Below are 13503 nucleotides of genomic sequence, written 5' to 3' on the forward strand. Positions count from 1 at the left end.
TCCACGCCTGTTCGACCCTGTACGGGGCGGTCGCGTCTGCACGACGCGGCCGCCCCGCCGTCGTCCCGGGCGTATGCTCTGCTGGATGTCCCGACGCGAAGAAGAAGGATTCATGAGTTCTGTCCCCATCGCCGCCGAGCAGGAGCCGGGAACGACCGTGACGCTGCTGGAGCCCGACGGCGGTTCCGGTCTGGTGCGTCGGACGGTGCTGCCCGGCGGCCTGCGCGTGGTCACCGAGAACATCCCCGGGGGCCGCTCCGCCGCCTTCGGGATCTCGGCCACCACCGGCTCCCGTGACGAGGACTCCGCGCACGCGGGGTCGGCGCACTTCCTGGAGCACCTGCTTTTCAAGGGGACCGGGACCCGGTCGGCGCTGGAGATCTCCGCGCTGCTGGACGGGGTGGGCGCCGACCACAACGCGTACACCACCAAGGAGCACACCTGCTACTACGCGAAGGTCCTGGACCGGGACCTGCCGCTGGCGGTGGACGTGGTGGGCGACATGGTCGCCAACTCGGTCCTGGACGAGGGCGAGGTGGAGACCGAGCGCGGCGTGATCCTGGAGGAGATCGCCATGTACGAGGACGAGCCCGCCGACCTGGTGGACGACGTCTTCGCGGAGCACTTCTTCGGTGACACCCCGCTGGGGCGCCCGATCCTCGGCACCACGGACTCCATCAAGGCGCTGTCCCGCGAGCGGATCGCCGAGCAGTACCGGGACGCGTACGTGCCCTCGGAGCTCATCGTGACGGCGGCGGGCAGTCTGGACCACGAGAGCGTCGTGGAGCAGGTGCGAGCGATGTTCGCCAACCGGCTCGGCGCCGCCGGTGACGCCCGTCCGTCCCGCCCGCGCGGCGCCGGTGAGCCGGTGCGGACCTTCGGTGGCACGGTCGTGCAGCCGCGTGAGACCGAGCAGGCGCACATCATCCTGGGTTCGGAGGGGCTGACCCGCACCGACCCGCGCTGGCACGCCCTGAGGCTGCTCAGCGCCGCGCTGGGCGGTGGCATGTCGTCGCGTCTGTTCCAGGAGGTGCGGGAGAAGCGCGGCCTGGCCTACGCGGTGCACGCCTACCACACGGCCTATGCCGACACCGGCACCTTCCAGATCTACGCGGGCTGCCTGCCGGAGAAGGCCGACGAGGTCATCGGGGTCTGCCGGGACGAGCTGGCCAAGGTCGCCGCCTCCGGCATCACCGCCGAGGAGCTGACCCGCGCCAAGGGGCAGATCCAGGGTGCCATGGTGCTGGGCAGCGAGGGCACCAACGCCCGGATGGGTCGTCTCCTCGCGCACGAGCTCACCCAGCCGCGCCACTTCTCCATCGACGAGGACCTGGCCCGGTTCGACGCCGTCACCCAGGCCGACGTCGCCGAGGTCGCCGCCGAGCTGCTGGCCCGGCCGAGGGCGCTGGCCGTGATCGGCCCGTACGAGGCCGACCGGACCTTCTGAGGCCCCACAGAAGAGGGGAGCCCGTGACCGTCGCTGGTCACGGGCTCCCCTTTCGCGTTGCCCGAGTCCTTCGGGCTACAACGGGCGTCCCCGAGGCCGACCGCGCTTCTTGATCGCGATCTGCCGGGGTCCACCGGTGTGGGCGCCCCCGTGGACGACCACCTCCAGGAGGCCGTCGCCGAAGGCCGCCTCCACGTCCTCGTCGTCGATGTCCTCGGGAAGACTGATCTCACGCCGGAACGAGCCCATGAAGCGCTCGGAGGTGTAGTAGATCGTGCTGTCGTCCTCCTCGCGGTGCCGCTCGCCACTGATGACGAGCACGCCGTGCGCCAGGCTGACGGAGACATCGGTCTCCTTGACCCCGGGCAGCTCCGCTCGGATGACGAGGTCGCGGCCCTTGGCCAGGATGTCCGTGGACGGGCTCCAGGCGTCGGCGAACGTCCTCTCGCGCTCACCCACCTGGGTGGTCTCGATCGTGGAGATCGTGTCCGACATCCTGTTCATCTCGGTGATCATGTCCACCACCCCGTGGAAGGGGTTGCTGAACCTCTTGGGTGCCACCGTTACCTCCTCAATGCGCCGTCGGTGGCGCTCCGTCCACCTTCAGGAACTACTGGTCCCTACTCTGCCCGGTCCCGGAGCGGGACCGGTCCTCGCCCCGCACCTTCTTGGGTTCGCCCGGGGCGCGTTCGGTCCCCAGGCCCTTGAACAGACCCGCCACCATGAACAACAGGATCACGGCGAAGGGCAGACCGGTGATCACCGACGCCGCCTGTAGCGCCGACAGCGCGTCGTCGCCGCCGGCCACCAGGAGGATCCAGGTGACACCGCCCAGGCAGACGGCCCAGAAGCCGCGCTGGATGCGGTTCGGCTTCTTGGTGCCGCCGTTGGTCAGCATGTCCACGACCAGCGAACCGGAGTCCGCCGAGGTGATGAAGAAGATGGCCACGACCGCCAACAGCCACACAGCGGCGATCACGGCGACCACACCGGTGATCGGAAGTGCCTCCAGCAGGGTGAACGCCGCCTGTGCCTCGTCTCCCTCGATGAAGTTGGCCCTGCCCGCGAGGTCGTAGAAGAGCCCCGAGCCGCCGAACACACCGAACCACAGGACGCAGACGGCGGTGGGGGCGAACAGGGCGCCGATCACGAACTCGCGGATGGTGCGGCCGTAGGAGATGCGGGCCAGGAAGATGCCGACGAAGGGCGCCCAGGAGATCCACCATCCCCAGTAGAAGATGGTCCAGGCCTGGACCCACTCGGCGGCCTGCGCGTCGACCCGGGGACTGGGGAACGACAGGCTCCACGAGACGAGGTTGCTCAGGTAATCGCCGGTCGCGGTGGTGGTGCTCGCGATGATCCACAGCTTGGGTCCGACCGCGAAGACGAACGCCAACAGGATGAAGGCCAGCCACAGGTTGATCACCGACAGCCGGCGCAGACCCTTGTCGATGCCCGACAGCACGCTGAACAGCGCCACCGCGGTGATGACCGCGATGATCACGGTCTGGACGAACGCGTTGTTCGGAACCCCGAACACGTCGCTGAGTCCGCCGTTGATCTGGAGGGTGCCCAGACCGAGGGACGTGGCCAGACCGAAGATCGTGCCGAACACCGCGAGGATGTCGACGACGTTGCCGGGCCAGCCGAAGGCGCGGTCGCCGAGCAGCGGGTAGAGCGCGGAGGCCGGGCGCAGGGGCAGGCCCTTGCGGTAGGCGAAGTAGCCGAGGGAGAGCCCCAGGGCGATGTAGACGGCCCAGGGATGGAAACCCCAGTGGAAGAACGTGAGTGCCAGCGACTCCGACGCCGCTTCGGGCAGCGGAACGCCGTCCGGACCGGGCATGAGCGAGGCGTCACGCGGCCAGTGCAGGTGCTCGATGGGCTCGGCCACGCCCCAGAAGACCAGTCCGATGCCCATACCCGTGGTGAAGAGCATCGCGAACCAGGCGAGTGTGCTGAACTCGGGCCGTGAGTCGTCCGGTCCGAGTCGGATACTCCCGTACTTGCTCAGCATCAGGAAGACCGCGGTGCCCACGAAGAACACCGTCGCTAGGACGTAGATCCAGCCGAGCTGTTCGCCGAGCCATGTGCGGGTGCTCTCGGTGGCCTCCAGCATGGGGCCCGTGAACGCGACGCCCATGATGATGAAGGCGATGATCACGAGGCCCGAAACGCCGAAGACCGTGGGGTTCGTCTTTTCTTTTATGTATGTGCGCAGGGATGAGATGGTGTCTCCTTCCCGACACCGCCGGGGACCAACGGTGTTTGGGAGAGTCTGCCGGTCCCGCTGCCGGCCACGGATGGGTCCCGAGGGATGTTAGGGCCGTTGGTCCCTTGCAGCAAAGTAAAGCCGCGAGTTGGAGTGTTCCGACAAAAACGGCATGACGGACTTGAGTCCCGTGTGTCGCAGTGTTCGCGGGACCCGGAGGGCACGTGGGGGATCAGGGTCCGGGCGGTTCCGTGGTGATCAGTTCCTCAAGGGTGAGTCCCACGCGACCCAGCCAGTCCGCGATCACCTCGAGTTCCGCATCGCTGTAACCGGAGTGCAGGTCGGTCATGGCCTGGCGCATGCCCGGCGCGGGAGGTCCGAGAGCGCTCTCGGCGCCCTCCAGCAGCCGCACGGCGATCTTGCGCCGGTCCAGCGGGTGCGGCGCCCGCTCGACCAGTCCGCGCGCCTCCAGCCGGTCCACGACGCCGGTCACGGAGCCGGTGGACAGGCAGAGGCTGTCGGCGATCTCGCCGGGCGTCATGGTGCCGCTCGCGCGGAGCAGTGTGTAGCACTGGAAGTCGGTCGGGTTCATGCCCGTGCGGTCGGCCATGCGGTGCAGGAGCCGGACCAGGCGTACCGCGAGCTGCTGCCCGTCGCTCTGGAGCGTCTCGTACAGCTCCCCACGTGTCCTGTGACCGTGGCCGTCTCCGAGGGCCTTCGCAGGAGGCTCGGTGCTGGGCACGGTGTCCATGGATCTCCCTACCGCTCCGTGAACGGTCCCTCCGGTCACTTGCCGTCGAGTCTAGGCCGCCTCCCAAGTGTCGCTTGGCCTCGGAGAGGGCCGCGTGAAATGATCTCCAGAGTAAGATGCTCGGTTTCCAAGGTATTTCCCGAAAAATCGGACACTCACCGGGGGTAGCCATCACCGTCTCACCTGCGGACACACTGGAGGAACCGCTTCCCACCGACCTCGACGGTGTTCGGGACGCGGTGAACGGGCTCCTGGCCGGATACCTCGGACACAGGGTCACAGAGGCGTGCGGGACCGACCGCGACTTCGCGGCGGAACTCTGCGCGAGGATGTCCGCCTTCACACTGCACGGGGGCAAGGGACTGCGCTCCGTCCTGGCCTGGTGGGGCTGGCTCGCCGGTGGAGGCGCGGACACCGGCCCCGGCGCGAGGTCGGCTCTGCGGGCGTGCTCGGCGGTCGAGGTACTCCAGTCCTTCGCCCTCGCGCACGACGACGTGATGGACGCCGCCCCGCTCCGGCGCGGTGCCCCCTCCTTCCACACCGTGTACACGACACAACACCGGGAGCGCGGCCTCCGCGGGGACGCGCGCCGCTACGGCGAGTCCCTCGCGATCCTGGTCGGCGACCTCGCCATGGTCTGGGCCGACGACCTCCTGCACGAATCCCTGGCCGACCTGCCCACCGGGTCCGCCGCGCACGCGGTGTGGCGGGACATGCGGACCGAGGTCATCGCAGGACAGTTCCTCGACCTCAGCGCCCAGGCCCACGGTGATCGCTCCGAGGAGGGGGCGATCCGCATCGACCAGCTCAAGACCGCGACCTACACGGTCGAACGTCCCCTGCACATGGGCGCAGTGATGGCCGGGACCGACGAGGGCACGGTGACAGCCCTGCGGGCCTACGGCACCGACGTGGGCGTGGCCTTCCAGCTGAGGAACGACCTGATGGACGCCTATGGCGCCCCCGACCACACCGGGAAGCGAACCGGCGAGGACCTGCGGGAGGGCAAGAACACGCTGCTCTTGGCCTGCGGGGTCCGGATGGCGGCCGAGACGGGGGACCTCGCGGCACAGCGGGTGCTCGCCCGGGTCGGCCACCCCTCCGAACGGGTGGACGCCGAGGAGGCGGCCCGCGCGCTGGAGCGGGTCGGCGCCCGTGAGGAGGTCCGCGGCCGCTGCCGACTCCTGGCCGAACGCGGACTGGGGCGGATCCGCGGACTCGATCTCCACCCCGCAGTCTCCGAAGGCCTGCACCGCTTCGCCGAGACGGCGGCCCGTACGTGAACCCCGCACCGAGAGGACCCGTCGACGTGCCCCAGAGGAACGGTAGGGACCCCGTGGTCGTGGTGGGAGCCGGACTGTCCGGACTCTCCTGCGCGCTCCACCTGCTGGGAGCCGGACGGGAGGTGGTGGTGGTCGAACGCGAGGACCACCCCGGCGGGCGCGCCGGGCGCCTGGACATGGACGGTTTCCGCGTCGACACCGGGCCGACCGTGCTCACCATGCCCGAACTCCTCGAAGAGGCGTTCGCCGCGGTCGGGGAGTCGGTCCGCGACCGCCTCGAACTCCTGCCGCTGGCACCCGCCTACCGGGCGGCCTTCACCGACGGCTCCACCGTGGACGTCCACACGGACCGCGAACGGATGGCCGCCGAGGTGGCCAGGGTCGCGGGCCTTCGGGAGGCGGTGGGGTACCTGCGGCTGCGGGACTGGCTCACCCGCCTGTACGAGGTGGAGATGCGCTCGTTCATCGACGCGCGCTTCGACTCACCCCTCGACCTGCTCGGCCCCGACCTCGTCCGGCTCGCCGCGATGGGCGGGTTCGGCCGGCTGTCCAGGGCGGTCGGCCGCCACCTGAAGGACGAGCGCCTGCGCCGGATCTTCTCCTTCCAGTCGCTCTACGCCGGGGTCGCCCCGGACCGGGCCCTGGCCGCCTACGCGGTCATCGCGTACATGGACACCGTGGCGGGCGTCCACTTCCCCAAGGGCGGGATGCGCGCCATGGGCGAGGCACTGGCGGGCGCCGCGGCCAAGGCCGGGGCGGTCCTGCGCTACGGGGAGTCGGCGCACCGCCTGGAACGCCGGGGGGACCGGGTCACGGCGGTCATCACCGGGAACGGGGAACGCCTGGCCTGCGACCACGTGGTGCTCACCACCGACCTCGCCGCCGCGCACCGGCTGCTCGACCACCGCCCCCGGCGCCCGGTACCGCACCGGTACTCCCCGTCCGCGGTGGTGCTCCACCTGGGCACCGACCGCACCTGGGACCAGCTGGCCCACCACACGATCTCCTTCGGCACGCAGTGGGAGCGCACCTTCACCGAGATCATCGACGAGGGCCGGACCATGAGCGATCCCTCGCTCCTGGTCACCCAGCCCACCGTCACCGACCCGAGCCTGGCGCCCGAGGGCCACCACCTCCTGTACGTGCTGGCGCCCGCGCCCAACCTGGCCGCCGCCGACATCGACTGGGACACCGAGGGCCCCCGCTACAGGGACCGGATGGTGGCCGTCCTCGAAGCCAGGGGGATGACCGGCCTGGACGCCTCGGTACGCGCCGAACACATGGTCACGCCCGCCGACTGGGCACGACAGGGACTGGCCCGGGGTACTCCCTTCTCCCTCGCCCACACCTTCGCGCAGACCGGGCCCTTCCGGCCGCGCAACACCGTCCCCGGAACCGCCAACGCGGTCCTGGCCGGGTGCGGCACCACCCCCGGGGTGGGCCTGCCGACGGTCCTCATCTCAGGGAAACTGGCGGCCGCGCGCGTCGTGGCCGGAACGGAGCGGCGCGCACGATGATGACCTCAGCCACGGGGGAACTGGACGCCGCGGGGATCGAGGCGGGGAGGCTGCGGGCCGACTACCTCCTGTGCCGCGCGCTGCACGCCCGCCACGGCCGCACCTACTTCGCCGCCACGCGGGTGCTCCCGCCCGAGCGCCGCCCCGGCATCCACGCCCTCTACGGGTTCGCGCGCTGGGTGGACGACATCGTCGACGAACCCGGCGCGGACACCACCCCGGACGACCAGCGGGCCCGGCTGGAGGAGATCGGGGCCGACATGGACACCGCGTTCACGGGAGGGGAACCGCGTGAGCCGGTGCTGCGGGCTCTTGCGCACACTGTGGAGAGGTACGGCCTCCCGAGCGACTACTTCACGGCGTTCATGACGTCCATGCGGATGGACCTCGACACCACGGCCTACCGGGACCTTCCCCACCTGCGCGAGTACATGTACGGGTCGGCGGCGGTGATCGGACTCCAGGTGCTGCCGGTCCTGGGGACGAGCGCACCCAGGGAGGAGGCGGCGCCGCACGCCGCCGCGCTGGGGGAGGCCTTCCAACTCACGAACTTCCTCCGCGACGTGGCGGAGGACCTGCGCAGGGGCCGCGTCTACCTGCCCGCCGACGTCCTGGACGCGCACGGCGTGGACCGGCCGCTCCTGGAACACTGCGCGGTCACCCGTCGGCCCGACCCCCGGGTGCGGGGCGCCCTCGCCGCGCTCGTGGAGGCCAACCAGGAGTTCTACCACGAGGCGGAGCCGGGCATCGCGATGCTCTCGCCGGTCGCCCGACCGTGTGTCACCACCGCCTTCCGGCTCTACCGCGCCATCCTGGACGAGATCACCGCCGCCGACTTCGACGTGTGGAGCGTGCGCCACCGCGTCTCCGACACCCGCAAGCTGGCGGTGGCCGCGCCCGCCCTGGCCCGGGCGCTGTGGGCGCGGACCGTGCCCCGCCCCAGGGTCGGCACCTGACCCTCCCGGAAGGGAGGGGACCGACAGAGGCCGCTGAGGAGGCACCCATGACTCTGCCCGACCCCGAGCCGTGCCGTCTGCCGCTGCGGCGCATGCCCAGGAGCACCTGGGCGCGACAGGAACCGACCTGGCGCGAGGCCTCGCCCTCCGTCATCGGCCAAGCCCTCAAGCGGGCCCTCGCCCGCCCCTCCGGGAACTGGTTCGTGCTGGCCGCCAGCTCCGAGGTGCGCACGGACCGGCCGTTCGGACGGGTGGTGTCCGGAACCGAACTCGTCGCCTGGCGCACCCCGGACGGGACCGCGCACGCGGGTCCCGGTGCCTGTCCCCACCTGGGGGCGCCGCTGTGCCGCGGAGCGGTGGCGGAGGGGCGTCTGGTGTGCCGCTGGCACGGGCTCTCACTGGAGTCCGGGGGGATGCCCGGATGGAGCCCATACCCGGTGCACGACGACGGCGTGCTCGTGTGGGTCCGCCTGGACGAGTGCGGAGGAGAGGAGCCGACGGAGGCCCCCGTCGTCCCGGAGCGCCCGAGGGCGGACACGAGCATCGCGGCGGTGGAGAGCCTGGCGGGACGCTGCGAACCCGAGGACGTGGTCGCCAACCGGCTCGACCCCTGGCACGGCTCGTGGTTCCACCCCTACTCGTTCGTCGGCCTGAGGGTGACCGAGGTCCCGCAGGGGCCGGACCCCGACCCGGACCGGCTGGTCGCGGACGTGGGGTTCCGGGTGGCGGGCCGGTGGGGCGTGCCGGTCCGGGCCGAGTTCACCTGCCCGGAACCGCGCACCGTCGTCATGCGCATCATCGAGGGGGAGGGGACGGGCAGCGTGGTGGAGACCCACGCCACCCCGCTCGGCACCGACCGCGACGGGGTGCCGCGCACTGCCGTGATCGAGGCGACGGTGGCGGCCTCCGGGCGCACCGGTTTCGCCCTGGCCCGGCGCGTGGCGGGCGCGGTGCGGCCCGCGATGCGGCTGGTGGCGCGCCGTCTGTGGAAGGACGACCTCGCCTACGCCGAGCGCCGCTACCTGCTGCGGACCTCCGGTCGCTGGCCCGGCTGACGGGCGACCCGGGCCAGGCCGCGCAGGACCGCGTCGCGCCCCCGCCGGGGCACGGTCCACAGCGTGTGCCCCGGCATTCCCCAGTGCGACAGCAGCGCGTTCGCGGCGCTCAGCCCCGTGGTGGCGGCTCCCTCCATGAGCGCGACCGGCAGGTCGACGCGGACGTGGTCACCCGCCACCACCAGGGTGGGGTCGGGTGTGGTCACCGCACAGCGGTCCCGGTATCCGCCCGGCGGGAAGAGCGCGCAGTCCGCGCGCAGTTCGTGTCGCGCGTCCACCTCGCGCGCCGCCGCCAGCTCCGGGTAGACCGCCGTCGCCTGCTCCCACAGCGACTTCCGCTCCGCGGCGGGATCGTGGTCCTCGGGCAGCGCGTAGGCGTGCAGCTCCACCACGGAGCCGCCGGTGCGCGCGGCCCACTCCCGCGCCTGGTCCTCGTAGCGGTCCAGGACGCTCACGTTGTCAAGCGTCGGATACCCGGCGGTGCCCAGGAAGGCCTGCCGGTGCGGCCGGACCGGGCGGTCCAGCCAGTAGCGGGAGACCAGGAACGGCGGCGCGGACCCGATCCCCGCGACCCGTTCGCGCCAGGCGGCCGTCCCGAGCCCGGGGGAGGCCGCCACGAGGGCGCGCAGCCCGCGCGGATCGGCGGCCAGCACCACCGCGTCGAACTCCTCCCGGTCGTCATCCCCGCCCTCGCGCCAGGTGACCGCGTGGGGCAGGTGCTCCCCGGGAGTGACCCGCTCCACCTCGACCCCCGTCCGGAAGCGTACCCCGGCCCGGCGCAGGTAGCCCTCCAGGGGGTTCCACAGGGCCTGGGGGAAGGGCGAGCGCGGAACGTCGAACACCAGGCCCTCGGAGGACCCGAGGAAGTAGACGTGGAACATGACGGCCATCTCGGCGGCGGAGAGCCGCTCCGGCTCGGCGAAGAAGCTCCGGCTGAAGACCTCGAAGGCCAGGTGGCGGGCGGAGCGCGGGAAGCGGGTCACCTCCAGCAGTTCCCGGGCGCTGCGGTGTCCCAGGCGTTCGTGCACCCCGGGCACGTCCGCGTCCAGGAGCTGGAGCACCGCCGGGACGTTCACACCGGCCAGTTCCGAGACGGGGAAGCTCCGACTCGTCGCGGCCAGCGCGAACGCGTTCCACGGCGGGGTGGTGGGAAGGTTCGAGAAGCGGTCACGGGATCCGGACCGGTGCACCAGCGGGTAGTCGGACAGCGGGACCAGCGAGTCCAGGCCGGGGTCCGCGCGCCGGAGCAGTCCGCGCAGGTTGTAGTACTGGCGAAAGAAGGCGTGGAATCCGCGGCTCATGGTGGCCGTGCTGCCGTCGGCGAGGGTGGTGTCCCACCCGCGAAGGCGTCCGCCGAGCCCGTCCTCACGCTCGAACACCACCACCTCCGATCCGCGCTCAGCCAGCCCGCACGCGGCGGCCAGTCCGGCGATGCCCCCGCCCACCACCGCGACACGGGGAGCGCTCTCCGGGCGCCGCCCACGTGGCGCGGGGGCGGGGATCCGCTCGGCTCGGGGGTCGTTGACGTCGGGGTTCACGGCCTGGCCCCCACGAAGGTGTGCGTGATGCCGTACCGCCAGCCCGGCATGGGCGCGCTGGCCACCGACCCCAGCCCGGCCGCCCGCATGCGTTCCAGCAGGGTGGCGCGGCCGTCGAAGTCCAGGACGCTGCGCCACAGGTACCGGAACAGGTCGTCCCGACCGGCCAGGGCCCGGCCCGCCGGGATCACCACGCCCCAGCACACGGCGCTCCACACCGCGCGGGCGGCGACGGAGTCCGCCACGGAGTACTCGTGCAGCGCCAGCCGGCCGCCCGGACGCAGCAGCTCGCGCACACGCGCCAGGAAGGTGTCCGGGTCGGGGACGTTGCGCACCAGGTAGGCGGCGAACACCGCGTCGGCCGGCCCGCCGAGCACCTCCTCCGCCCACTCCGGGGTGAGGTCCTGGGCGCGTGCCAGGTGGAAGGTGACGCCGCTCGGCCAGTCCTTGGCCGCCGCCTCGCGCAGCATGCCCTCGGACGAGTCCACACCGACGATCCGGGCCCTCGGGTACTCGCGGGCCAGCGCGGCGGTCGAGGCTCCCGTGCCGCAGCCGAGGTCGACCAGAACCCGGTCCGCGCCCAGGCCCGGGAGGAACAGGCGCCGCGCCGACGTGCGCAGGTCCTGGTGGTAGCCGGGGCTGGAGGCGACCAGTCGGTCGTAGGCCGGCGCGGCGAGGTCGAACTCCTCGGTGACGGCGGCGGTCTTCATCCGCTCGGTCGAGGTGGTCATCGGTCCTCCGGAATGGTCGGGGTGGTCGAGGGACTTCGACCGCCGCAAGGGCCATGCTGGGGGGATGGCCGACTACGACGTAGTGATCATCGGAGCGGGGGCCGCAGGGCTCACCCTGGCTCATCGGATCGGGCAAATCAACGATCGGCGCGACCCGCCGCTGAGGACGGCGGTCCTGGAGCCTCCCTCCGGCCCGCACACCCCGCCCCCTCGGACCTGGTGCTACTGGGAGTCCGGCCCGGGGCGCTGGGACCACCTGCTCGCCGCATCGTGGGCGGACCTGTCGGTCATCGGCCCGGACGGAGGGGAACACCGTTCCTCGGCGGGGCCCTACGTCTACAAGATGCTGCGCTCCGCCGACCTGGACGCGCACGTGCGCTCATCGGCGGGCGACGGGGTCGAGTTCCTGCCGCTGCTCGCGCACGACACGGAGGACGGTCCCGAGCACGCCACCGTCCGGGCCCTCGCACCCGGAGGGGACCAGGTGGACCTCACCGCCCGCTGGGTCTTCGACTCACGCCCGCCCGGTCCGCCCCGGGGAGGGCGCACCCACCTCCTCCAGCACTTCCGTGGATGGTTCGTCCGCCTGCCGGAGGACACCCTGGACCCCTCCGCCGCCGTGCTCATGGACCTGCGCCCGCCCCAGCCCCGCCACGGCGTGGCCTTCGGCTACGTGCTTCCGCTCTCCGGCCGGGAGGCCCTGGTCGAGTACACCGAGTTCGGCCGCGCCGCGCTCACCACCGACCAGTACGAGCGGGCCCTCACGGACTACTGCGAGATGAGTGGGCTCCACGGGTTCGAGGTCACCGCGTCCGAACAGGGAGCCATCCCCATGACCGACGCGCGACTGCCCGCCAGGATCGGTCGGCGGCTGTTCCGGATCGGCGCGGCCGGGGGCGCCACGCGTCCCTCGACCGGATACACCTTCAGTGGTACGGCCCGTCAGACCGCCGCGATCGCGCGGGCCCTGGAACTGCGCCGCGTTCCGGTGCCACCGGCACCCCATCACTCCCGGCACCTGGCCATGGACGCGGTCATGCTGCGGGCCCTGGACAGCGGCCGGGTGTCCGGAGCGGACTTCTTCGCCCGGCTCTTCGCCGCCAACCGGCTCGGAGACGTGCTCGCCTTCCTGGACGGGGACTCGCTTCCCGCGCGCGAGTTCGCGATGGGGCTGACCACCCCGGTCGGGGCGATGTCCCTGAGCACCGCCGACCACCTCTGGCACACGTTGCGCTCGGTGGTCCCCGCCCCGTCGCGCTGGAGCCCGGCCCGGTGGGGGATCCCGGCCCAGTGGTGGAACCCGGCCCGGCGGCCCCGGGGGGTCAGTCGCTGAGCATCCGCAGACCCTCCGCCAGGGAACCCGAGTGCAGTCCGCGAACCGCAGGGCCTCCCCGGCATCGAGCCAGCCGGGACCGGCGGCACGGGCGCCCGGCGCAGCACCGAGGACACGCTTTACGAGAGCAGGTGCTCCACCTCCACGTAGCGCTGGGTCGCCTCCCAGCGGCGGCCCCATGCCGTACAGCAGGGGCACCGCCAGGTCCTCCCGGGGGCGACGGTCCCGTTGCGTTCCACTGCGGTCTGGAGAAGATGGTCGACCAGATCCGGGTCCATGCGCATGGCGGCCCGGGCCGGGCCCTGGGGCGTCGGGGTGTGTTCGTGCCCGCCCGCGGGTACGGCCACCGTAGACAGGGAAACGGGGCCGCCCGGGGAGGCGGCACGCGGCTCCGGGACGGTTCGGTGCGGATCGTGGAGTCGATCCGCCGCGCGGCCTCGGCGGAGGGGACACCCTCGCCGACCTGGCGGCACCGTTCGAGGAGACGGGCGGTGTCGGTGGGTGAGTACCGCCGGTGCCCGCCCGGACCGCGCACACGCGGACCGATCCCGTAACGCCGGTCCCAGCTGCGCAGGGCGGACAACGCGACCCCGAGGAGCCGGGCCGCGGCGCCCGGGGCGAGGGCGTCGGTCATGGCACCCCAGCACGTTGCACAAGCGGTGCGACTTCTGACGCGGGCCGCT

At 72.1% G+C, this 13503-nt stretch carries 12 protein-coding genes and 1 pseudogene; 6 read left to right on the forward strand and 7 right to left on the reverse strand.

The window, feature by feature from the left end; all coding sequences use genetic code 11:
* The first annotated feature begins 112 nt into the window (after nt 1-112).
* Nucleotides 113-1447: a pitrilysin family protein gene (locus BDW27_RS16640; RefSeq protein WP_017542639.1), complete on the forward strand. Its 1335-nt coding sequence runs from the start codon at nt 113-115 to the stop codon at nt 1445-1447.
* Nucleotides 1448-1522: 75 nt separating this feature from the next.
* On the opposite strand, the gene BDW27_RS16645 is transcribed toward BDW27_RS16640, so the two are convergent.
* From BDW27_RS16645 to BDW27_RS16655, 3 genes are all read right to left on the reverse strand, one after another.
* The gene (locus BDW27_RS16645; RefSeq protein WP_110050081.1) at nt 1523-2008 is read right to left on the reverse strand and encodes an Hsp20/alpha crystallin family protein; all 486 of its coding nucleotides are present in this window, start codon (nt 2006-2008) and stop codon (nt 1523-1525) included.
* Nucleotides 2009-2057: 49 nt separating this feature from the next.
* Entirely contained in the window at nt 2058-3653 is a 1596-nt protein-coding gene (locus tag BDW27_RS16650; RefSeq protein ID WP_255421494.1) for a BCCT family transporter, read from the reverse strand.
* Nucleotides 3654-3888: 235 nt separating this feature from the next.
* Nucleotides 3889-4407 carry a MarR family winged helix-turn-helix transcriptional regulator gene (locus BDW27_RS16655; protein ID WP_110050084.1) on the reverse strand — a complete coding sequence of 173 codons (519 nt, stop codon included), beginning with the start codon at nt 4405-4407 and terminating at the stop codon, nt 3889-3891.
* Between the two features lie 239 nt (nt 4408-4646).
* Between BDW27_RS16655 and BDW27_RS16660 the strand changes: the two genes are divergently transcribed.
* From BDW27_RS16660 to BDW27_RS16675, 4 genes are read left to right on the forward strand one after another with little or no spacing between them, the layout of a single operon-like run.
* Nucleotides 4647-5690, forward strand: coding sequence for a polyprenyl synthetase family protein (locus BDW27_RS16660; protein ID WP_017542643.1), 1044 nt, complete (start codon nt 4647-4649; stop codon nt 5688-5690).
* A gap of 53 nt (nt 5691-5743) precedes the next feature.
* Entirely contained in the window at nt 5744-7207 is a 1464-nt protein-coding gene (gene crtI / locus BDW27_RS16665) for a phytoene desaturase family protein (protein ID WP_110050086.1), read from the forward strand.
* Nucleotides 7207-8163: a phytoene/squalene synthase family protein gene (locus BDW27_RS16670; protein WP_110050177.1), complete on the forward strand. Its 957-nt coding sequence runs from the start codon at nt 7207-7209 to the stop codon at nt 8161-8163. Before crtI ends, BDW27_RS16670 begins: the two co-directional genes overlap by 1 nt.
* 47 nt (nt 8164-8210) lie before the next feature.
* Nucleotides 8211-9218, forward strand: coding sequence for a DUF5914 domain-containing protein (locus BDW27_RS16675; RefSeq protein ID WP_110050087.1), 1008 nt, complete (start codon nt 8211-8213; stop codon nt 9216-9218).
* Here the strand turns inward: BDW27_RS16675 and BDW27_RS16680 are convergent.
* Together BDW27_RS16680 and BDW27_RS16685 are read right to left on the reverse strand one after the other, a co-directional pair.
* Nucleotides 9182-10756, reverse strand: coding sequence for an FAD-dependent oxidoreductase (locus BDW27_RS16680; RefSeq protein WP_110050089.1), 1575 nt, complete (start codon nt 10754-10756; stop codon nt 9182-9184). The two genes, BDW27_RS16675 and BDW27_RS16680, sit on opposite strands and share 37 nt — an antisense overlap.
* Nucleotides 10753-11487: a class I SAM-dependent methyltransferase gene (locus tag BDW27_RS16685; protein WP_110050090.1), complete on the reverse strand. Its 735-nt coding sequence runs from the start codon at nt 11485-11487 to the stop codon at nt 10753-10755. Before BDW27_RS16685 ends, BDW27_RS16680 begins: the two co-directional genes overlap by 4 nt.
* 64 nt (nt 11488-11551) lie before the next feature.
* Here BDW27_RS16685 and BDW27_RS16690 point away from each other — a divergent pair, with 64 nt between their 5' ends.
* Nucleotides 11552-12820, forward strand: a complete 1269-nt coding sequence (locus tag BDW27_RS16690; RefSeq protein ID WP_110050179.1) for a lycopene cyclase family protein — start codon at nt 11552-11554, stop codon at nt 12818-12820.
* Nucleotides 12821-12939: 119 nt separating this feature from the next.
* Here the strand turns inward: BDW27_RS16690 and BDW27_RS27815 are convergent, their stop codons facing one another.
* Nucleotides 12940-13167 carry a hypothetical protein gene (locus tag BDW27_RS27815; protein ID WP_233515790.1) on the reverse strand — a complete coding sequence of 76 codons (228 nt, stop codon included), beginning with the start codon at nt 13165-13167 and terminating at the stop codon, nt 12940-12942.
* A 134-nt stretch (nt 13168-13301) separates the two neighbouring features.
* A pseudogene (locus BDW27_RS27820) lies at nt 13302-13454 on the reverse strand (MerR family DNA-binding transcriptional regulator); the annotation flags it as partial.
* Nucleotides 13455-13503: the final 49 nt, after the last annotated feature.

The sequence above is a fragment of the Nocardiopsis sp. L17-MgMaSL7 genome (genome assembly GCF_003182025.1).
GTDB lineage: Bacteria > Actinomycetota > Actinomycetes > Streptosporangiales > Streptosporangiaceae > Nocardiopsis > Nocardiopsis prasina.

Excerpts from the sequence above, each read along its gene's own strand:
- BDW27_RS16640 (WP_017542639.1), top strand. The coding sequence starts at position 113 with ATGAGTTCTGTCCCCATCGCCGCCGAGCAGGAGCCGGGAACGACCGTG.
- BDW27_RS16655 (WP_110050084.1), bottom strand. The coding sequence starts at position 4,407 with ATGGACACCGTGCCCAGCACCGAGCCTCCTGCGAAGGCCCTCGGAGAC.
- BDW27_RS16670 (WP_110050177.1), top strand. The coding sequence starts at position 7,207 with ATGACCTCAGCCACGGGGGAACTGGACGCCGCGGGGATCGAGGCGGGG.
- BDW27_RS16675 (WP_110050087.1), top strand. The coding sequence starts at position 8,211 with ATGACTCTGCCCGACCCCGAGCCGTGCCGTCTGCCGCTGCGGCGCATG.
- BDW27_RS16685 (WP_110050090.1), bottom strand. The coding sequence starts at position 11,487 with ATGACCACCTCGACCGAGCGGATGAAGACCGCCGCCGTCACCGAGGAG.
- BDW27_RS16690 (WP_110050179.1), top strand. The coding sequence starts at position 11,552 with ATGGCCGACTACGACGTAGTGATCATCGGAGCGGGGGCCGCAGGGCTC.